This is a genomic window from Alteromonas sp. ABE4_545, assembly GCF_056161325.1.
Map to the genome: position 1 here is coordinate 41969 of NZ_JBSWYY010000021.1, position 20273 is coordinate 62241.

The following is a 20273-nucleotide window of genomic DNA, read 5'->3' on the forward strand; positions in this document are numbered from 1 at the left end:
ATAACAATGCCAAATACAAGGAATAAACTATGCAGCGTACACTCTCTCGGGTTATAGCGACCTCAGCTCTTCTCTCCTTATTTAGTCCACTATTGTGGGCTAAAAGTATCAATGATACGTTCCCAGCTTCTGCCGGTGGCGACCTACAAATTAAAACCCAAGTCGGCAAAATTGAAATTGATACCCATTCCGACAATACAATCGCCGTGTATGTTGATATAGACGGCAAGCAAGAAGACGACTTCACCGTCGAATTCAAACAAACAGCGAAAGGGCTAAACATCACAGGTAAACGCGATAATGATGACGGATGGTTTAGCTGGAACAACTTAAGAGTAAAGTTTCGTATTACCGTACCCGAACACTACAATGTCGATGTAAACACCTCTGGGGGCAGCATTGAGATCGCCGATCTCACTGGAAATATTGACGCTAAGACGTCTGGAGGCAGTATTAGCATTGGCAATATTGAGGGCGATGTGCAATTGCATACGTCGGGTGGTTCAATTACCACAGACGCGATTTATGGCGAAATAGACGCACATACCTCAGGAGGTAGCATTAACGTTACTTTTGCCCAGCAACCCACTAAAAACGCTAGTTTACACACCTCAGGAGGGTCGATAAAAGCACACTTTCCTGATGATGTGAGTATTGATATAGACGCATCAACCAGTGGAGGAAAAATCACTTCTGAGTTCGATGTAAGCGGCAAAATAAAGAAACAATCCATAAAAGGAACGATCAATGGCGGTGGCCCGCAGATCGATCTTCACACCTCAGGAGGAAGTGTTAGGCTGATCCGTGGATAGTATTTGATCACAAGTGATCTACCGATCAAGCCCGCTAACTGCGGGCTTTTCTATTTTATACACATAACATGCTATACAGGTTATCCCCAATTGGATCACAATTTACTGATCCCTGTGGACAGGATCATACGATCAGCTGTGTATATCCTTTGATCACTGAAAGAACAACTTTTTCAGAAATATCCATTGTGGATAAATACATAGGTTATCAACAGTGTATTAGCCCTGTTAGCGATCGGTTTTTCAAAGACTTATACATGCGCTAAGTTAATGAAAATTAGGATCTAAAAACACTTACCCACACGATCGTGCGATCCTAATAGAAATAGAAATAAAACAGATCTCAAAGGATCTTTGATCTATTTATCCAAGATCGTTTGATCAAAACACCGTATAATGAAGAAAATTTAACCATTTCCATCCGCGTAAACTTAAGCTAAAATACGCGCCCTTTTTTCTCCGGATCGTCATTTGCTTGAGCGTAAACCGGATTGTGTTTCATTAGTTTTGAGGTAGAAAATGTACTATCAACAAGCATTTGATGTAATTGTCGTTGGCGGTGGTCACGCAGGTACAGAAGCCGCTTTAGCTGCTGCTCGTATGGGTGTTAATACATTACTCCTCACACATAACATTGAAACCATTGGACAAATGTCCTGTAACCCTGCGATCGGCGGTATTGGTAAAGGCCATTTGGTTAAAGAAACTGATGCTCTCGGCGGTGCAATGGCCACGGCGATCGATCATGGTGGGATCCAATTTCGTACTCTAAATTCAAGTAAAGGCCCTGCTGTAAGAGCAACCCGAGCCCAAGCAGACCGTACTCTTTACCGACAAGCAATTCGTAAAATCGTAGAAAACCAACCTAACCTCACATTGTTTCAACAATCATGTGATGATCTGATCGTTGAGAATGATCGCGTTGTCGGTGTGGTCACTCAGATGGGCCTTAAATTTAAAGCCAAAGCTGTTGTATTGACCGTAGGGACGTTTTTGGGTGGTACCATTCACATTGGCCTAGAAAACTACAAAGGTGGCCGTGCAGGCGATCCTCCGAGCATTGCGTTGGCGCAACGTTTACGCGCGCTACCGTTTCGTGTTGATCGGTTAAAAACAGGTACGCCTGCACGTTTAGATGCACGTTCGCTCGACTTCTCTGTGATGCAAGCGCAACCGGGAGATAACCCAACACCAGTATTCTCATTTATGGGAAATCGTGAACAGCATCCTACTCAGATCCCGTGTTACATTACTCACACCAATGAAAATACTCATGAGATTATTCGTGGCGGACTAGATCGTTCACCCATGTATACCGGGGTGATTGAAGGGGTTGGACCGCGTTATTGCCCATCTATTGAAGACAAAATCATGCGATTCGCTGATAAATCTTCGCACCAAATTTTTGTTGAGCCAGAAGGCTTAAACAGTATTGAAGTATACCCAAATGGCATTTCAACGTCTTTGCCGTTTGATGTGCAAATGGCGCTTGTTCGTTCAATCAAAGGTTTTGAAAACGCCCATATTGTGCGCCCGGGTTACGCCATTGAATATGACTTCTTCGATCCGCGGGATCTGAAACAATCTTTGGAAACCAAGTTTATCCAAGGTTTGTATTTTGCCGGCCAAATTAACGGTACAACTGGCTATGAAGAAGCAGGAGCACAAGGTTTGTTAGCCGGCGCTAATGCGGCGTTATCTGCACAAGATAAAGCGCCTATTTCTTTGCGTCGTGATCAAGCTTACATGGGTGTGCTGGTGGATGATCTCGCTACCATGGGCACAAAAGAGCCCTATCGCATGTTTACCAGCCGCGCTGAATACCGTTTGTTGTTGCGCGAAGATAACGCGGATATGCGATTAACGCCTATCGGCCGTGAAGTCGGCCTTGTTGATGATGATCGTTGGGCTGCATTTAACGCCAAAATGGAAGCGGTAGAACAAGAGCAACAGCGCCTTCGTGGCCAGTGGATTCACCCTGAACACGAAGCGGTAAGCGAACTGAACACCATGTTGAAAAACCCTGTTAGTCGTGAACACTCACTAGAAGAGCTGATTCGTCGCCCTGAAATGACTTATGAGCGATTAATGCAAGTGCCTTCACTTGGTCCGGGTATTGAAGATCCGATCGCCGCTGAACAGGTAGAAATTCAGATTAAATACGCCGGTTATATCGCTCGTCAATTGGATGAAATTGCCAAAACCCAGCGCCATGAAAATACTTTGTTACCAGCAGATTTCGATTACAGTCAAATTTCAGGTTTGTCTAACGAAGTGGTTGCCAAATTAACAGAAACGCGTCCTGAAACCATTGGCAAAGCAGCGCGTATATCAGGTATTACACCTGCAGCGATATCATTGTTGTTGGTATACCTGAAGAAACACGGCATGTTACGAAAACAAGAGAAGCAATCAGCCTAATGAGTGGAATTGATCACAATAAATTGTCGCGTATTCTTAGCGACGGTTTAGCTAAAATGCAGTTGTCATTGACAACCAGCCAACAAGAATTACTCGTCGACTACGTTGCTCGCATTCACAAGTGGAATAAGGCCTATAACCTAACGTCTGTTCGCGATCCGGAACAAATGATGGTTAAGCATATTCTTGATTCACTGGCTGTGATCCCATTTATCGACGGCGATCGCATTATTGATGTTGGCACAGGCCCTGGTTTACCGGGCATTCCTCTTGCCATTGCGTATCCTGAAAAATCTTTCACCTTGTTAGACAGCTTAGGTAAACGCGTGCGTTTTATGACGCAGTGTGCCTACGAAATGAAACTCGATAACGTAACGCCAATTCACTCTCGCGTTGAAGAACATGAGCCTGAGCCGTACTACGATATTGTGTTGAGTCGTGCGTTTGCATCGCTAAAAGATATGTTGCACTGGTGTACGCATCTGGTAGATTCAAGTGGTAAGTTTTTAGCTTTAAAGGGACAATACCCAGAAGAAGAAATTAACGACTTGGATGAAACGTTCAAAGTAACGGATACTCAAGTGCTTAATGTCCCTGGCCTAGTAGGCGAAAGACATCTTATAACGGTGCAACGACAGAAATAACAGGATTTAAAGTGGCAAAGGTAATCGCTATTGCAAACCAAAAAGGTGGTGTTGGTAAAACAACAACTGCAGTGAATGTTGCTGCATCTATGGCTGCCACCAAACGCAAAGTCTTGTTGATAGATTTGGATCCACAAGGTAATGCAACAATGGGAAGTGGCGTCGACAAATACGAAGTTGACGCAACGGCTTATGAACTGCTTATCGAAGAACAACCTGTTTCTGACGTGATCGTAAAAGACACCAGTGGCAAGTACGACCTCATTGCTGCGAATGGCGATGTAACGGCAGCTGAAATAAAGTTGATGGAGCTTTTTGCCCGTGAAGTGCGCTTGAGAAATGCACTTGAGCCGGTGCAGAGTTATTATGATTTTATTTTTATAGATTGCCCGCCTTCCCTCAACCAACTTACCGTTAATGCATTAGCGGCGGCCGATTCAGTTCTCGTGCCAATGCAGTGCGAATATTATGCGTTGGAAGGTTTAACGGCGCTAATGGACACCATTCAAAAGCTCGCCTCGGTGGTAAATCCGAATCTTAGGATAGAAGGTGTGCTCAGAACCATGTATGATCCCCGAAACCGGTTGGCTAATGACGTATCAGAGCAATTAAAACGTCATTTTGGTGAACAGGTTTATCGCACAGTCATTCCTCGCAACGTGAGATTAGCGGAAGCACCCAGTTTTGGTGCCCCAGCCATGTACTATGATAAATCCTCAACCGGTGCAAAAGCCTATCTGGCTTTAGCGGGTGAAATACTCAGACGTCGCGACAAATCTATGCAAGCCGCGGCGAAAGCCAGTTAAAACCCTTATTGCTTCATTTAACATTCAGCTTTAGGCATTGAGGACACTATGTCAGCGAAAAAAAGAGGACTGGGTCGAGGGTTAGATGCCCTATTAGCGACTAGCCAATCATCAGCACAACGTGAATTAGATACATCTGAACAAAGCAGCGTATCTAACGTGCAAAGTGAACTTAAAAAGCTGCCAATAGAGTTTTTGTCGCCCGGTAAGTACCAACCTCGTAAAGACATGTCGCCAGAAGCGCTTGAAGAACTGGCTTCATCGATTCGCTCTCAAGGTGTGATTCAACCCATTGTTGTGCGAACTATTGGTACTGACCGTTACGAGATTATTGCCGGTGAACGCCGTTGGCGTGCGTCTCAGTTGGCTCAACTCGATGTTGTGCCATGTATTATCAAAGACGTGCCAGACGAAGCGGCAGTGGCTATCGCGTTAATTGAAAATATTCAGCGCGAAGACCTAAATGCGATGGAAGAGGCGCAAGCGCTCGACCGTTTAATGCACGAGTTTGAGTTAACTCACGCGGAAGTCGCCGAAGCAGTAGGGAAATCTCGTACAACAATCACCAACTTATTGCGTTTAAACAACCTCAATGACGACGTAAAACTGTTAGTTGAGTACGGCGATATTGAAATGGGCCATGCGCGTGCGCTACTGGCCCTAGAGGGTGAAGCCCAATCTGAGGCCGCTCAAGTGGTTTCAGGTAAAGGTTTAACTGTAAGGGATACTGAAAAGTTAGTACGCAAGTTACTGGAACCGGTTAAACCTAAAGCAGAAAAGAAAGTTGATCCCGACGTGGAAAGATTAGTTACCGCTCTCTCAGAAAACCTGGGTGCAGCAGTTTCGATCGACCATAACGCCAAAGGAAAAGGTAAAATTGTTATTAATTTTAATGATTTAGAACAGCTTGATGGGATTTTAAATAAAATACATTAAGCGTTTTTGTCTCGTGTAACCCCACCGACTTAAAACATATCGATAATAAATATACGACCAAGGTAGTACAGGGGTTTTGTTATTGCTTTGGTAAATTTCCAAAATAAAATTCAAAATACGTTGAAGTGTTGAAAATTATCGGTAAAACAGTATACTTCTGACGCTTTTTATTACGCGACAACGAGCACTGATTTACGTGGTAAATAAAATCGCCTCAAAGGGCCAGCAATTAGCGAAAAAAACACTAATTACACAGCTATGCGCGGGGCTTTTAATTTCGGCGATACTCGCTGTCGGCATGAACACAACAAGCGGTGTGTTCGCGCTAATAGGTACTGGGGTGTGTATTTTACCCAGTGCAATATTTGCATTTTTTGCTTTTCGCTACGCAGGGGCACAACAAAATCAAGACGTTGTGCGTAGCTTTAGGAAAGGCAGTGCGTTGAAGTTAGTGCTTACAATTGTACTTTTTGCAATTGTTTTCAAAAAAACTGACGTACAAGTACTACCCTTATTTATCGGCTACATTGTGACGCTTATCGCGCAATGGCCAGGATTGCTATATTTCACACGCACAAACATCAATAAAAACTAAGTGCGGTGACATTGCCTGAACTTCCCGGAAGGTTAATAGATTCAGGCTGAACGGATTTTTTAACTTTAAACAATTTGGGAAAAAAAATGGCATCATCTGGTGGAGAACAAACCGTTAGCGGTTACATTCAGCACCACTTGACCAATGCGACCGTCGGTGAAGGCTTTATGGCCGTTCACGTTGATACGCTAGCTTGGTCTGTGGTTTTAGGGATCCTCTTCCTTTATCTTTTCCGTAAAGCGGCTAAGTCTATGACGGCTGGCGTGCCGACTAAGTTTCAGGCTGCGGTAGAGTTAATCGTTGAGTTCGTGGACGACACGGTAAAAAGCACATATCACGGCAAGAGCCCACTTATCGCGCCTTTAGCACTTACCATCTTCGTATGGGTATTGCTAATGAACTTGATGGACCTAATCCCTGTTGACTTCTTGCCTTGGGCAGCTCAGCAGATTGGCGGCGCAATGGGTCACGATCCTGCACACGTATACATGAAGGTTGTACCGACTACCGACGTTAACATGACGTTCGCACTGTCAATTGGTGTATTTGCACTGATGATCTTCTACTCAATCAAAATCAAAGGTGTGGGTGGCTTCCTTAAAGAACTTTATGCTCACCCATTCAATACACCTTGGTTGTATTGGTTCAACTTTATCCTTGAATTGGTTTCGCTACTGGCTAAGCCGCTTTCATTGTCGCTGCGTTTGTTCGGTAACTTATACGCGGGTGAACTTATCTTCATCCTTATCGCAGGCACAATGGGCTTATGGCAGCTACCGTTGCACTTCATTTGGGCCGCGTTCCACTTATTGGTTATTCCTTTGCAAGCGTTCATTTTCATGATGTTGACCATCGTGTACTTGAGCATGGCGAGCGAAGAACACTAATTTTTTAAATTTATTAACTTTTTTAATTTTTAACTTCAAAACTAAAGGTGAAAAACTATGGAAATTTTAGGTAGTCTGTACATTGCAGTTGGTATCCTGATCGGCCTTTGTGCTCTAGGTCCAGCAATCGGCTTCGGTCTTTTGGGTGGTAAATTCCTAGAGTCAGCTGCTCGTCAGCCTGAACTAGCGCCTACACTGCAAGTAAAAATGTTCATCGTAGCGGGTCTTATCGATGCGATCGCGATGATCGGTGTGGCTATCGCTCTATACATGTTGTTCGTTCTTGGCGCTTAATTAGCTACAAACCAGCCATTTTTGTAAACGAACAATATTAGGGAGGGACGGTTGTGAATATCAACCTTACTCTAATCGGTGAACTCATTGCTTTCATCGTTTTCGTGTGGTTCTGCATGGCGAAAGTCTGGCCACCGATCATGGCAGCACTTGAGGAGCGTCAAAAGAAGATTGCCGATGGGCTTGAAGCTTCTGAACGCGCCGAAAAAGATTTAGAGCTTGCTCAAGCGAAAGCCACTGAGCAACTGAAAGACGCGAAAGCGCAAGCAGCGGAAATTATCGAGCAAGCCAAGAAGCGTGCTAATCAACTTGTTGATGAAGAAACGCAGAAAGGCCATGCTGAGCGTGAGAAAATCATTGCTCAAGGTTATGCCGAGATTGAAGCTGAACGCAATCGTGCCAAGGAAGAATTGCGTAAGCAAGTCGCTGCTCTTGCAGTTGCTGGCGCACAGCAAATTCTTCAACGTGAAATCGATGCAAACGCACAAAACGACATTGTTGAAAAACTTGTCGCTGAGCTTTAATAGAGGAGATGAGCCATGTCTGAATTGACAACCGTAGCTCGTCCCTATGCTAAAGCCGCTTTCGATTTTGCTGTCGAGCACCAAGCCGTTGAAAAATGGCAAGAGATGTTAGCTTTCGCCGCAGCTGTTGCGAGCAACGAAGAGGTGCACCAGTTATTAACCGGTGCCCTTGCTGCAGAGAAACTAGCAGACTTGTTTGTTAGCGTTTGTGGTGAACAACTCGATGAACACGGTCAAAACTTGATGAAAGTCTTGGCCGAGAATAAACGTTTGCTGGCTTTGCCAGCGATTTCAGCTTTATTTGATGCACTTAAAGCAGATTACGACAAAGAAATTGAAGTAGACGTAACGTCTGCCACTGATTTGTCTGAATCTCAGCAATCAAGTTTGGCTGCCTCATTAGAGAAACGTTTGGCACGTAAAGTGAAGCTTATTTGTAACGTGGACCCTGCCCTTGTTGCCGGTATGGTAATTAAAGCCGGTGATACAGTCATCGATGGTTCCGTGAAATCTAAATTGAACCGTCTCGCAGACGCGTTGCAAGCATAACGGGGATAAGAGTAATGCAACTTAATTCCACTGAAATAGCAGAACTGATCAAAAAGCGAATTGAACAGTTTGATGTTACCAGTGAAGCACGCAATGAAGGCACCATCGTCGCAGTAACCGACGGTATTATTCGCATTCACGGCCTAGCCGATGTAATGCAAGGTGAAATGATTGAGCTTCCTGGCAGTCGCTACGCAATTGCACTAAACCTTGAGCGTGACTCAGTTGGTGCTGTTGTTATGGGTCCTTATGCGGATCTTAAAGAAGGTACAAAAGTTCAGTCTACTGGCCGTATTCTTGAGGTACCAGTAGGTCGTTCACTTCTAGGTCGTGTTGTTAACACCCTAGGTGAGCCAATCGATGGTAAAGGTGCTATCGATGCTGAAGGTTTTGAACCTGTAGAAAAAATTGCACCAGGTGTAATCGAGCGTCAATCGGTAGACCAACCAGTACAAACTGGTTATAAGTCTGTTGACTCTATGATTCCAATCGGTCGTGGTCAGCGTGAGTTGCTGATCGGTGACCGTCAGACTGGTAAAACAGCGATGGCCGTTGATGCCATTATCAAGCAGAAAGACACTGGTATTAAATGTGTTTACGTAGCGGTAGGTCAGAAAGCTTCTACCATCGCTAACGTTGTACGCAAACTAGAAGAGCACGGTGCCCTTGCCCACACTATCGTGGTTGCAGCATCTGCATCTGAGTCTGCGGCACTACAATACCTAGCGCCTTACTCTGGTTGTACAATGGGTGAATACTTCCGTGACCGCGGTGAAGACGCCCTTATCGTATATGATGATTTGTCTAAGCAAGCTGTTGCATATCGTCAAATCTCGTTGCTATTGAAACGTCCTCCTGGTCGTGAAGCATACCCAGGTGACGTTTTTTATCTACACTCACGTTTGCTAGAACGTGCTGCACGTGTAAACGAGCAGTATGTTGAGCGTTTCACCAACGGTGAAGTGAAAGGTCAAACCGGTTCTTTAACTGCGCTACCTATCATTGAAACTCAAGCGGGTGACGTTTCTGCATTCGTACCAACCAACGTAATCTCAATTACTGACGGTCAGATCTTCCTAGAAACTGACTTGTTCAACGCTGGTATCCGTCCTGCTGTAAACGCAGGTATCTCGGTATCTCGTGTTGGTGGTGCAGCGCAAACTAAGATCGTTAAGAAGCTAGGTGGTGGTATTCGTCTAGCCTTGGCTCAGTACCGTGAATTGGCAGCATTCTCTCAGTTCGCATCTGACCTCGACGAAGCAACACGTGCTCAACTTGAGCATGGTGAGCGTGTAACCGAGTTGATGAAGCAGAAGCAGTATACGCCGCTATCAGTGGCTGAAACTGGCGTGTCTTTGTTTGCTGTAGAAAAAGGCTATTTGAAAGACGTGGAACTGAACAAGATCCTAGACTTCGAAGCAGCGCTACATTCTTACATGCACAGCGACTATGCTGACCTAATGAAGACTATCAACGAAACAGGTAACTACAACGACGACATTGAGTCTCAGTTGAATGACGCTTTAACAAAGTTCAAAGCGACACAAACTTGGTAATCAATGGCGCTGACGAAAGTCAGCACACTACGTTGAGTAATCGGAGAGATAGTCATGGCCAGCGGTAAAGAAATTAAAGGTAAGATTGGGAGTATCAAGAATACTCAAAAGATTACCAGTGCGATGGAAATGGTTGCTGCGTCTAAAATGAAAAAGGCGCAGGAACGTATGGCCCACGGCCGTCCATACGCAGAAAACATGCTTAAAGTGATTGGTCACATTGCTAACGGTAACCTTGAATATCGCCATCCTTATTTGGAAGAGCGTGAAGTCAAGCGCGTCGGCTACATTGTGATTTCCACTGACCGAGGCTTATGTGGTGGTCTTAACACTAACGAATTTAAGCTCGTCACCCAGCAAGTTAAAAACTGGCAAGAACAGGGTGTAGAAGTGGATTTCGCCGCGTTAGGTTCTAAGGCGTGTGGTTTCTTCAATCGTTTTGGTGGCAACGTGCTTGCTGCTGAATCAGGATTGGGTGACGCACCGTCTGTGAGCGATATCGTTGGTGTAGTACGTGTGATGTTAAAAGCGTACGACGAAGGTAAATTAGATCGTGTATTCCTAGTTTACAACAACTTCGTTAACACCATGGCGCAAAAGCCTGTGAGCAATCAATTACTGCCTTTGCCAAAGTCAGAAGACGAAGCATTAAAGCATCGTTGGGATTATGTATACGAGCCAGATCCAAAGCCAATTTTAGAGGCATTGATGGTGCGTTACATTGAATCTCAAGTATACCAGGGCGTAGTAGAAAACGCCGCATCAGAGCAAGCCGCGCGAATGGTAGCAATGAAAGCCGCTACTGATAACGCCGGTAACCTGATCGATGATTTGCAATTGGTATACAACAAAGCACGTCAAGCAGCAATCACACAAGAAATCAGTGAGATTGTTGGTGGCGCCGCAGCGGTGTAGGCAAAGGTTTAGAAAAGATAACGAGGACAAATTATGAGTCAAGGTAAGGTCGTCCAAATCATTGGCGCCGTTGTGGACATCGAGTTTCCACAAGATGCGGTACCCAGTGTATATGACGCACTTAAAGTTACCGATGGTGACTTGTCCGGGTTGACCCTGGAAGTGCAACAACAATTAGGTGGTGGTGTCGTGCGTGGTATCGCGCTTGGTACTACTGATGGTTTGCGTCGTGGTGTTGCAGTAGAAAACACCGGTGCGCCTATTTCAGTTCCAGTAGGTACAGCTACACTAGGCCGTATCATGGACGTACTAGGTAACCCAATTGACGAAGCGGGCCCTATCGGTGAAGAAGAGCGTATGTCTATTCACCGTGCAGCACCTAGCTACGAAGAACAGTCTAGCTCTGTAGAACTACTAGAAACGGGTATCAAAGTTATCGACTTGGTATGCCCGTTCGCTAAAGGTGGTAAAGTTGGTTTGTTCGGTGGTGCGGGTGTTGGTAAAACCGTAAACATGATGGAACTTATCCGTAACATCGCCATCGAGCACAGCGGTTACTCTGTATTCGCTGGTGTTGGTGAGCGTACTCGTGAGGGTAACGATTTCTATCATGAAATGAACGATTCAAACGTACTAGATAAAGTATCACTAGTATACGGCCAGATGAACGAGCCACCGGGTAACCGTTTGCGCGTTGCATTGACTGGTTTGACTATGGCGGAGAAATTCCGTGATGAAGGTCGTGACGTTCTATTCTTCGTAGATAACATCTACCGTTACACGCTTGCTGGTACTGAGGTATCTGCATTGCTAGGTCGTATGCCATCAGCAGTAGGTTATCAGCCTACACTTGCTGAGGAAATGGGTGTTCTACAGGAACGTATCGCGTCTACTAAGACTGGTTCAATCACATCTATCCAGGCGGTATACGTACCAGCCGATGACTTGACTGACCCGTCACCAGCAACCACGTTTGCTCACTTGGATGCAACCGTAGTACTGTCTCGTGATATCGCATCTTTGGGTATTTACCCTGCGGTAGACCCTCTGGATTCAACTTCACGTCAGCTAGATCCATTGGTTATCGGTCAGGAACACTATGAAACTGCTCGTGGTGTTCAATCAGTACTTCAGCGCTATAAAGAGCTGAAAGACATCATCGCGATCCTAGGTATGGACGAACTGTCTGATGAAGACAAGCAAGTGGTAACACGTGCTCGTAAAATTCAGCGTTTCTTGTCTCAGCCTTTCTTCGTAGCAGAAGTATTTACTGGTTCTCCTGGTAAGTATGTTGCACTTAAAGACACAATCAGTGGCTTTAAAGGCATTCTGAACGGTGATTATGACGACCTACCAGAACAAGCGTTCTACATGGTTGGCTCAATCGACGAAGCACTGGAAAAAGCCAAGAAATAGTCTAGTTGATTAGCTGGTTGACTCGTCAGCCAGCTTACTAGACTTACGTACCTAATCAGGAGGTTCACATGGCAGCAATGACAGTTCACTTGGATGTAGTAAGCGCAGAAGAGCAAATTTTCTCTGGTCGCGTTGAAACGATTCAGGTGACAGGTAGTGAAGGTGAATTGGGTATTTATCCAGGTCACGCACCACTTATTACTGCAATCAAACCTGGCATGGTGCGTTTGGTTAAACAGCACGGTGAAGAAGAAGTCATCTACGTTGCTGGTGGTGTACTAGAAGTACAACCTGGCAATGTTACCGTTCTAGCAGACACTGCGGTTCGCGCTGAAGATCTCGACGAGCAGGCTGCTGCAGAAGCCAAACGACGTGCTGAAGAGCATATCGCCAATGCAGGTGCTGATTTAAATTACGCGGAAGCAGCTCAAGAGCTAGCGGAAGCCATTGCGCAATTACGCTTGATTCAAAAGCTGCGCAAATAAAATTTACAGCGTTAAAAAGCCCGGTTTATCCGGGTTTTTTTATGCCTGTTTAAAATTAACTGGACATAAATACAGTTGTTAGCTACAACTAGCAGTTCTAAAACTGCTTATGAAAGGCAACACTATGATCAACTATCTCGAGTTACCCTGCAAGAACATACCCGCTTCAAAAGCTTTTTTCGCTGCGGTTTTTCATTGGGAGTTTACTGATTACGGTGAGGCTTACTGCGAGTTTAGAGACAGTGAAATCACTGGTGGTTTTTATCAATCAGACCTCAATGTAAGTACCGAAAACGGCAGTGTTTTGATTGTGTTTTACAGCAAAGCGTTAGAAGCAACACTCGAAAAAGTAGAGCAAGCGGGCGGCAAAATCTGCAAGCCAATTTTTAGCTTTCCCGGCGGCCGACGTTTTCATTTTACTGATCCTAGCAATAACGAATTTGCGGTGTGGTCTGAATAGATGCGCTACCTAGCCAAATAGATTGAAGCAGTGTATAAAAAACACAGCTATTTGTGCGACATAAAAAGGAAGATGTATGAAGGTATATGGCGATAGCCGTTCAGGAAACTGCTATAAAATCCAGTTGCTCTTAGGCTTACTTGGCAAGAGTTGCGAATGGGAAGAAGTCGATATTCTCAAAGGTGATACTCAAACGTCAGACTTTCTCGCTAAAAATCCCAATGGCAAAATTCCATTGCTGGAGTTTGATGATGGCCGCTGTTTATCTGAATCAAACGCTATTTTAAATTATCTCGCAGCCGGCTCGGCGTTAATCCCTACTAAACCTTATGACGCTGCTAAAATGCTGCAGTGGCAGTTCTTTGAGCAATACAGTCACGAACCTTACATCGCGGTTGCCCGATTCATTAATTTATATCTTGGTTTGCCTGATGATCGCAAAGCCGAATATGAACAAAAGCAAGTAGGTGGCCATAAGGCGCTACAGGTTATGGAACAGCAGTTACATCAAACGCCTTTTCTTGTGGGTGATCAACTCACTCTTGCCGATGTGAGCTTATTTGCTTATACCCATGTTGCGCACGAGGGCGGCTTTGATTTATCCGACTACCCTGCTATCAGTAACTGGATTTCACTGATCAAAGAACATCGGGGCTATATGCCCATGAGAGTGGTGTAACGAAGTTATTTAGTATATTGGGTCCACTGGTTAACAAAATGGTCAAAAAGGCTCATGAGAGGCGCTGTGTCAACGTGGTAACGTTGCTGCAAACAATACGCAGTGGCCTCAAGCGTTGATAGGCTGTTTTCTTTGTCAGTTTTCCTGATGTGGTAGCGGTTGTCTGGTATCGACTCAAAGTGCCACTGCCTTATCTCATGCAACCACGGGTTGTTTTGCCATAACGAGAAGGCTTTTCGCCAACTGCCGTCTAACAACAGAATAGTGTCGGGGTTTTCACACTTCCATTGCTTGTCAGATTCCATACCTTGACTGCTCGGGGAAGGATAAATCACCACGGTGTTGTCGATATCTATCTGTTGTTGAACATCACTAAAATCTTCAGGAGTGATACCCACTGCTACGGTTAGCGATTTTGGCATGGCAAGTTGCATCAAGCGAACGGTATTTTTCGCATGGCCTACTTCATCGGGATGTTGAAGCACAACGACCTTAATAGGAACCGCAATAGGTTGGATAGCTTCACATAAACACGTTTTTGTTGGATAGTGACACTGTGTGCAATAACTGCGCATAACAAAAATACAAAAAGATACCGAGCATTAGTATGCCGCAATTAGATAGAAAAGAGAAAATATGGGCGGTAGTAAAACTGATCCCTGAAGGTCACGTGGCAAGTTACGGGCAGGTAGCTGACTTAGCGGGTTGGCCGGGCCGAGCGCGTATGGTGAGTAAGTGTCTTTCTGCCTATTCTGGACCATCTTTACTGCCTTGGCATCGCGTATTACGCGGCAGTGGAGAAATTGCTTTTCCGGTAGGTAGTGAAATGGCAAAAGAGCAAACACAATTATTACTTGCAGATGGGGTCATGGTTGCCAATAATCGAGTAAAGATGAAGGTGTATCAATGGCAACCAGATTTGTCATTTTTGCTCCATCATCTCGAATTTTAACGTTGAGCGTGTGTTTTTAACAACAGGGTTTTCGCCGCAAAAAGTAGTATGAGTGAACAAAAACTAAAAACAATCTCCATCGATTTACTTGAGCCAGGCATGTATGTGCAGTCCATCGCTAAACAAAAAGGTGGGTTGCAGGTGAAAGCTCAAGGGCGAGTTAATTCGTCAAACGCCATTGCTGCCCTTAAGAAAAAAGGCGTGGCCGAGGTGATTATTGATGAGAGTAAATGCGCATCAACACCGAAAGATAAAAGCGAACAGCAAACAGAGGGCAGCCAGCCGCAAAAAGCCACCCCAACAAGTATGGCCATTGAGCTTGAAACGGCGAAAAAACTTCATAAACAGGGTAAAAAGCTTCAATCAGACTTAATAAACGCAGTGCAAAAAGGGCTGCCATTCGACGACAAAATTCCCCGTGGTTTTACCAACAAAATGGTCGGGTCTATTCAGCGTAACCCCAACGCCCTACTTTGCTTATCTCGTATAAAAGAAAAAGACGATTACTTACTCGAACACTCTTTAAATGTAGCGATTCTATTGGCTAACTTTGGTCAATTTTGTGGCATGGAACAACATGCTATTGAAGAGCTTGCCCATGCAGGTTTTCTACACGATCTTGGGAAAATACTGGTTCCAGACGAAATTTTGCATAAGCCGGGCCGTTTAACCGACGATGAAATGGCCATTATGCAACAGCACGTAACCTATGGCGTTGACGCACTCAACGAGGCTAGTGTTGACCCTCGATTAGTGCGAATTGTCAGCGAACATCACGAGCGCCTTGACGGAAAAGGTTACCCCCTTGGTAAGGGCGCAGATGATATTTCTCATGAAGGCCGCATGCTTGCGATTGCTGACATGTATGACGCCCTGACCGCTGACAGATGTTATAAGCCGGGAATGAGTAGCCAAAAGGCATTGAGAATTTTGCTCGATGAGGCTCCTGAACGAATTGATAGTACCTTGGTCCAACACTTTATCCGATGTATGGGCGTTTACCCTGTAGGTAGTTTAGTAAAACTGTCCAATGACCGTTTAGGTTTGGTGATTAAACAAAATGACCAAAACCCATTAGCTCCAGTGGTTAAAGTGTTCTATTCAGCGAGCGGACAACATTATATCGAGCAAAAAGTGGTGGATGTTGCAAAAGAACAATCAATCACGATTGTGGAAGCGGTTATTGCATCCGAATATAAACTCGACTTCAATGCCTACTTTCACGAATCAATCGCGATCGACTAGCAAGTATTGTCGCAATTCAGCAACAACAATTGTCTTAGCGCCCTGCCATTATTTAGGTTAGGTTCAGATAGCCCCCACTATACTGCGAGTGTGCAGTATGGAATAAACTTTGCTCGTACTTACTATTATCGACATTAACCAATGATTTTCTCAAAGATTGAGTGATACCAAGGAGACCGATTTATGAATAAGCTTCTCGTAGCGGGTGCATTAAGTTTTACGTTAGCTGTTGGTGGTTGTGCTACCAATGCGTCGAATTCTCAGAGGGGCGCAGCGATAGGTGCAGTGGTAGGTGCCATATTAGGTAAAGCTACTGGCGATCATGACAAAAGCCGATATGTATGGGGCGCCGCTGTAGGCGCTATTGCTGGTGGCGCAATTGGTGTGTACATGGATAAGCAAGAAGAAGCGCTACGTGAAGAACTAGCTGATACCGGTGTACAAGTTGTGCGTGAAGGAGACAACCTAAAACTGGTGATGCCTGGTGACATTACTTTTGCGACCAATAGTTCAGCTATTAGCCCAACGTTTAATCCGATATTGCAAGACGTGGCAAAAGTGATCAATGAATATGAAAAAACCACCTTGTTGATCAAAGGGCATACTGATGACACAGGCTCAGAACAATATAATCAGGCCCTTTCCGAACGTCGTGCAAATTCGGTAAAAGCGCAGTTAATGGCTTTCAGTGTGAACAGCAAGCGTATTACTACCGTTGGTTTAGGTGAATACCAGCCAAAAGTCCCCAATGTTGACGATGCGAGCCGCCAACAAAATCGTCGGGTAGAATTAGAAATTCAACCAATAACAGAGTAAAAAAATTTAAGCCGACAAATTTGTCGGCTTTTTCTATTGTTGCTTTTGTTTTTTCTGATAACGCTGAATTTGCTCAGCTACGTCGTCGGCAATGTCATTAGGTACAGGAATCACTAAGTGATACTGCATGACTTTCCATCCCGAATCAGTTTTTACTAGAACGCCGGTTCCTCGCGTTGTGCCCAAAGATTGATTGCTAAGCATTTCATCGAACCACGCCACCTGATTGTCAGGTGAGAAATAGATGTGCCGGTCGTAACTGTGATAGGTCCACCCTGTGCCTCGCTCAAATGCAGGTTTGGCGTAGGTTTTAAATTCGGCCATTGTCCATGTTTCTGTTGCGTCGGTACCAATGAATATCGCATCGTCGTGATACACGCCAAAATACGCATCCCAGTCGGCCGCAGCAGCGGCGCTGTGTAAGGTGTTTAACACAGTGTCGACGTCTGTGAAATTGGCATTTTTAGCCTGAGAAGAAAAGGCTAAAGTCGTGATTAATAGAAGTGTATATTTAAGAATTTTCATGGATATATTGTCATTATTGTCTGTGTGATCCAGACCATAGTTTCACTTATATTTTCTTAAAAAAACACCGTATTTATCTAATTTTGGGTAATAGATGTTATCAAAGCCAATTGATAACATGGTTTCCATCAGCTTATCTGAACAGTCGATTTTGGGTGTATATGAAGGAGAGTGAAGCTTTAGAAGGGGTTGTGAAGGCATAGTATTACCGTCATAGCACCTTGGTTACTGCTTATGACGGTAATTGAAGATTTATAACGTATTGTAAACGTTGAAAAACTTCTATTCTATGTTTTGTTCAGAAAGAGAGGTACTTGAAATATACCCTTGCTTTTCATGTGTGGGCTGCTGAGGAAATGCATAACTAAGCACCCCATCTCTAACCATAGAAGTTAAGTAACTTTGCCTTAGTGCGTCCGAAGAGCGACTGAGAAGCTCTGATAGAACAGGTCTAGAGACATAATGTTCGGAGCAAACGCTCAGAATAATACTTTGCATAACTTCTTTCGAAAGTCGTTTGTTATTTTTTGACTCGGAGGCTAAATTTTCTAACTTCCCTTTAAATGTAGGTTCTAAGGTTCTTAGATCATCTATGTATGGATATTCTACGCCCTCTAGTATAAGCCTTCCTAGAGCATCTCTAGGTTTCTGTTTGTCTTGGATAGAAACAGCCTTATCATCGGAGCTTATATTCTTAGCTTCGGAGGTATTATCACTATATTCGGAGCTAGCTCCGAATATAGTGCTAGTATTTGATACGCCGCTAAAAATTTCATCAACAGTAGAAACTTTGGAGCCAGGTAATGTATAGAACTTTTCTTTTTGAGAACCTGTCGATTGAAGGAAGCCATTTCTTTCTAATCTAGGTAGGGCAAGCGTAACCTCTCTAGAGTGTTCCGAGGTTAATTGCATGACCCGCTCGTGATTAACCCACTTCTCTGTTGCAGCTGTAATCAAAATTGTTCGGTCTAATTGCCCCAACTGGTTAAACTTTTCGCCAAATAGACTTATCAAGTGGCCGAGCACTTGAGGATCTACTAAGTCTATCATTCTAAGCTCAAGTAAGGTTTGTTCGGTTTCCACTAGCTCATATAGTTTAGGTAGCTGCCAGTGTTGGCTTGACCAATTAGAAAATATGGAGTTAACACCAGAGCCAAGCCTTTCACTCAAACCAACCATGCGGAACATATCGTGTATTGCACTATTACGGCAATCACTTTCTCCACCTTCAATAGCTTTGGTGATCGGAATTCTCATTAACCCTGGATTCCTGAAACCAAACATATCAGGACGTTTAACGATGGTTATCGCTTTGTGGCAGGCAAAATCAGCATGAGCTAATGTATTAACCAAAGCTTCTCGAATAGCTTCATGAACTGGAGTTGTATCTTTTCTTGCATCCGACTCTAAATTGAATCGAACTTTAATATCCGTAGTTAATTTTCTATATACTTTCAAATAAAAGTCATATAAGTTGCCTGACCAACTACCGTCTAAGGTTAGTCGGTCAACATATCTAGAAGACTTATCAGCATCTTCTCTTTCTATGTAATCTAAATGGTAATGAGCTAAATACTCTTTAATACTAGTACCATCACCAAACATTAACAGACCAGCTAAAGTTAAGCCTTCTTCTCCTGAATTACGGTCTCTCTTCCAACCGCCAAGCTTTCTGAGAAACTCTTTGTCATCTAGACTGTTAAACTTATGCTCAGGTTGGCGAGTCTGGAAAATTTGCCGATACCTCTTCAATGTATCGTGGTCAATATCATTTAAATCATAATTTAATAAAAATTGAGCATCCCTTGGTTCATGACCTTTCTCTGCCCACATTCTTTGTAGTGCTTCTTCATCAGCACGGTAATCCCCCTCGTGATGACGGACATAACAACCAAGCTTGGGATTGTTGTTAATGTAGACTGGTTTAACTTTTCTATGGGCTTTGGGAACGGTAATTCGCAGGACGACTTTGCCTTCGATATCTAGTTCTTCAACGTTTGAATCGGTTAGCAGATTAACGCTAACTTTCTCTGAGTTATTTAAGCTATCAAATAGTCTTTTCTTTATAGCGGCTGCATCCTCCACTCCACTAACTTCAAAAGAGCCATCTTTAAGTTCAGTCAACCCTAAGAATATAGTTCCACCATAGGTGTTAGCAAATGCGCTATAAGTTTCCCAAACATCTTTGGGCAAATCTTTTTTTGATTTCTTACACTCTATTTCGCTACTTTCTCGAAGCTCTGCAATTAACTCATTCCAGTCTTTTTCTTTAGTCATTTCCAATGCTTCACCCACAACCCATTTATTATCAATAGAATACTCTTTTTTAAGTATCTCACCAAAGTTTATCGAGTTTATCCGCGAGCTTACTTATAGCTTCTTTCCTTTCGTCAAAGTAGCCCCACTGATCATAAACACCTTCAACACCCTTTATCTTGTGATTAATGCACTTTTCCGCGACATTAGAGGAAACTTTTAGCTGTGAAAGCCTTGAACGGCACGTTCTCCGAAGATCATGGACAGTAAAGTGTTCCTCTATGCCAGCTTCTTGCATTAGGTTTGGTAACTGGATTCCCTTTTTCTTTTGCGCGCTTGATGGTATGCCAAATAAGGTATTTAAAGCGTGATTTATAGTGTCGTCAGAAATTGTAAACCTCCCCTAAAATAGCGACATACCTTTTTAGAGTTCTTCGGCGTAAACTGAGCCAAGAAAGGAGAACTCCTGATGAAAAAGTCTCGATACACAGAAACGCAGA

At 44.0% G+C, this 20273-nt stretch carries 22 protein-coding genes; 19 read left to right on the forward strand and 3 right to left on the reverse strand.

Annotated features, from left to right (window positions below):
- Positions 1-29: 29 nt before the first annotated feature.
- From ACXAH6_RS15955 to ACXAH6_RS16030, 16 genes are all read left to right on the forward strand, one after another.
- Entirely contained in the window at positions 30-812 is a 783-nt protein-coding gene (locus tag ACXAH6_RS15955) for a DUF4097 family beta strand repeat-containing protein (protein ID WP_474878409.1), read from the forward strand.
- A 519-nt stretch (positions 813-1331) separates the two neighbouring features.
- A complete protein-coding gene (gene mnmG, locus ACXAH6_RS15960; protein WP_474878411.1) occupies positions 1332-3233 on the forward strand; it encodes a tRNA uridine-5-carboxymethylaminomethyl(34) synthesis enzyme MnmG in 1902 nt (633 codons plus the stop codon).
- Positions 3233-3877, forward strand: coding sequence for a 16S rRNA (guanine(527)-N(7))-methyltransferase RsmG (gene rsmG / locus ACXAH6_RS15965; protein ID WP_474878412.1), 645 nt, complete (start codon positions 3233-3235; stop codon positions 3875-3877). The genes mnmG and rsmG overlap by 1 nt, the downstream gene beginning before the upstream one ends.
- 11 nt (positions 3878-3888) lie before the next feature.
- Complete coding sequence (locus ACXAH6_RS15970; RefSeq protein ID WP_474878414.1) at positions 3889-4683, forward strand: ParA family protein; 795 nt, start codon at positions 3889-3891, stop codon at positions 4681-4683.
- A 48-nt stretch (positions 4684-4731) separates the two neighbouring features.
- Positions 4732-5619 (forward strand): ParB/RepB/Spo0J family partition protein, encoded by an 888-nt coding sequence (locus tag ACXAH6_RS15975; RefSeq protein ID WP_474878415.1) that lies wholly within the window; start codon positions 4732-4734, stop codon positions 5617-5619.
- Positions 5620-5815: 196 nt separating this feature from the next.
- Positions 5816-6214 carry an ATP synthase subunit I gene (locus tag ACXAH6_RS15980; protein WP_474878417.1) on the forward strand — a complete coding sequence of 133 codons (399 nt, stop codon included), beginning with the start codon at positions 5816-5818 and terminating at the stop codon, positions 6212-6214.
- A gap of 86 nt (positions 6215-6300) precedes the next feature.
- Positions 6301-7101, forward strand: coding sequence for a F0F1 ATP synthase subunit A (gene atpB, locus ACXAH6_RS15985; RefSeq protein ID WP_474878419.1), 801 nt, complete (start codon positions 6301-6303; stop codon positions 7099-7101).
- A 57-nt stretch (positions 7102-7158) separates the two neighbouring features.
- Positions 7159-7395, forward strand: coding sequence for a F0F1 ATP synthase subunit C (gene atpE, locus ACXAH6_RS15990; RefSeq protein ID WP_474878420.1), 237 nt, complete (start codon positions 7159-7161; stop codon positions 7393-7395).
- Positions 7396-7448: 53 nt separating this feature from the next.
- On the forward strand, positions 7449-7919 hold the full coding sequence (gene atpF, locus ACXAH6_RS15995) for a F0F1 ATP synthase subunit B (RefSeq protein WP_474878422.1): 471 nt from the start codon (positions 7449-7451) through the stop codon (positions 7917-7919).
- Positions 7920-7934: 15 nt separating this feature from the next.
- Entirely contained in the window at positions 7935-8468 is a 534-nt protein-coding gene (gene atpH / locus ACXAH6_RS16000) for a F0F1 ATP synthase subunit delta (protein WP_474878423.1), read from the forward strand.
- Positions 8469-8482: 14 nt separating this feature from the next.
- Positions 8483-10024 carry a F0F1 ATP synthase subunit alpha gene (gene atpA / locus ACXAH6_RS16005; RefSeq protein ID WP_474878425.1) on the forward strand — a complete coding sequence of 514 codons (1542 nt, stop codon included), beginning with the start codon at positions 8483-8485 and terminating at the stop codon, positions 10022-10024.
- Between the two features lie 54 nt (positions 10025-10078).
- Positions 10079-10939 (forward strand): F0F1 ATP synthase subunit gamma, encoded by an 861-nt coding sequence (gene atpG, locus ACXAH6_RS16010; protein ID WP_474878427.1) that lies wholly within the window; start codon positions 10079-10081, stop codon positions 10937-10939.
- Positions 10940-10972: 33 nt separating this feature from the next.
- Positions 10973-12355, forward strand: a complete 1383-nt coding sequence (atpD, locus tag ACXAH6_RS16015) for a F0F1 ATP synthase subunit beta (RefSeq protein ID WP_474878429.1) — start codon at positions 10973-10975, stop codon at positions 12353-12355.
- A gap of 68 nt (positions 12356-12423) precedes the next feature.
- Positions 12424-12840 carry a F0F1 ATP synthase subunit epsilon gene (locus tag ACXAH6_RS16020; RefSeq protein WP_474878431.1) on the forward strand — a complete coding sequence of 139 codons (417 nt, stop codon included), beginning with the start codon at positions 12424-12426 and terminating at the stop codon, positions 12838-12840.
- 109 nt (positions 12841-12949) lie between these two features.
- Entirely contained in the window at positions 12950-13300 is a 351-nt protein-coding gene (locus ACXAH6_RS16025; RefSeq protein ID WP_474878433.1) for a VOC family protein, read from the forward strand.
- Between the two features lie 76 nt (positions 13301-13376).
- Positions 13377-13979, forward strand: coding sequence for a glutathione S-transferase family protein (locus ACXAH6_RS16030; protein ID WP_474878434.1), 603 nt, complete (start codon positions 13377-13379; stop codon positions 13977-13979).
- A 5-nt stretch (positions 13980-13984) separates the two neighbouring features.
- On the opposite strand, the gene ACXAH6_RS16035 is transcribed toward ACXAH6_RS16030, so the two are convergent.
- Positions 13985-14554, reverse strand: coding sequence for a tRNA-uridine aminocarboxypropyltransferase (locus ACXAH6_RS16035; protein WP_474878435.1), 570 nt, complete (start codon positions 14552-14554; stop codon positions 13985-13987).
- Between the two features lie 32 nt (positions 14555-14586).
- On the opposite strand from ACXAH6_RS16035, the gene ACXAH6_RS16040 reads away from it, so the two are divergent.
- The 3 genes from ACXAH6_RS16040 (at position 14587) to ACXAH6_RS16050 (ending at position 16992) form a co-directional block, all read left to right on the forward strand.
- The gene (locus ACXAH6_RS16040) at positions 14587-14931 is read left to right on the forward strand and encodes an MGMT family protein (RefSeq protein WP_474878437.1); all 345 of its coding nucleotides are present in this window, start codon (positions 14587-14589) and stop codon (positions 14929-14931) included.
- Between the two features lie 48 nt (positions 14932-14979).
- Complete coding sequence (locus ACXAH6_RS16045) at positions 14980-16176, forward strand: HD-GYP domain-containing protein (RefSeq protein ID WP_474878438.1); 1197 nt, start codon at positions 14980-14982, stop codon at positions 16174-16176.
- 183 nt (positions 16177-16359) lie between these two features.
- Positions 16360-16992, forward strand: coding sequence for a YiaD family glycine zipper/OmpA-like lipoprotein (locus ACXAH6_RS16050; RefSeq protein ID WP_474878440.1), 633 nt, complete (start codon positions 16360-16362; stop codon positions 16990-16992).
- A gap of 33 nt (positions 16993-17025) precedes the next feature.
- Here ACXAH6_RS16050 and ACXAH6_RS16055 read toward each other — a convergent pair whose 3' ends face one another.
- Both ACXAH6_RS16055 and ACXAH6_RS16060 read right to left on the reverse strand, forming a co-directional pair.
- On the reverse strand, positions 17026-17517 hold the full coding sequence (locus ACXAH6_RS16055; protein ID WP_474878442.1) for a nuclear transport factor 2 family protein: 492 nt from the start codon (positions 17515-17517) through the stop codon (positions 17026-17028).
- 282 nt (positions 17518-17799) lie between these two features.
- Positions 17800-19794 carry an RNA-binding domain-containing protein gene (locus tag ACXAH6_RS16060; RefSeq protein ID WP_474878443.1) on the reverse strand — a complete coding sequence of 665 codons (1995 nt, stop codon included), beginning with the start codon at positions 19792-19794 and terminating at the stop codon, positions 17800-17802.
- Between the last annotated feature and the right edge of the window lie 479 nt (positions 19795-20273).